At 42.1% G+C, this 694-nt stretch carries 1 protein-coding gene and 1 pseudogene; both read left to right on the top strand.

Annotated elements, in window-relative coordinates; translation table 11 throughout:
- A pseudogene (locus tag D7Y06_RS25415) lies at nt 1-204 on the top strand (hypothetical protein); the annotation flags it as partial.
- A gap of 101 nt (nt 205-305) precedes the next feature.
- The coding region (locus D7Y06_RS25410; RefSeq protein WP_120410228.1) for a hypothetical protein at nt 306-694 on the top strand (389 nt) is incomplete at its 3' end.

Here is a 694-nt window from a genome sequence, read left to right as displayed (position 1 = left end):
GATGACAATACAACTGCCTATGTGGGAACAAACGGTACAGCGATTAAATCAAAGGACGGAAAGGAACTGTTCATAGATACGTCATCCATGACTTATGACATGATCATGAATATGTTCAGGAACCTGCCTAAAAGCGGGAATTACTTTGACAGCTCATATTGGCAGAAAAATATCCAGAAAGCTATGTTTTCTGTAGAACAGTGATGTTTTACATATTCAGACTGGCACAGCGTAGCTGGGGGGTGGAAACATATCACTCCCAGCCACAGTATTGAATAAATGACAATAGCGGAGGATTTGAAAAAATGAATGTAAATGGAATAGGGACAGCAGGATATCAGGCATGGCAGGGAACAAGAAAGGCACAGCAGAATGCGGTAAAAAGGAGTTTTGCGGAGCAGGTAAACAATGTGGCAGATACTCCAAAAGTCTATAATATTTTTACAGATGAAGATATGTTGTGGACAGGAGGGAACGGTACAGGGCTGTCTTATTATCTTAAGTATGCGGAAGATTCAACAGAGGATGATCCGACAATCATTGCAAAGGGTGTTGATGAGAATGGGAATGAATTTGAAAAGACCATACATATCAACGAGATAAATCCCAAGTCAGCGACTGTCGTGGAGATGCGTGCTTTGGAAGCACATATGGGGGTAAAGAAGCTGGGGGGATTTACTTCCCTTCCGATGGA

The organism is Roseburia sp. 1XD42-69, assembly GCF_003612565.1.
Taxonomy (GTDB): domain Bacteria; phylum Bacillota; class Clostridia; order Lachnospirales; family Lachnospiraceae; genus Roseburia_B.
Note: the sequence above shows the minus strand (reverse complement) of the source record. Positions and strands in the feature narration are given on the sequence as shown.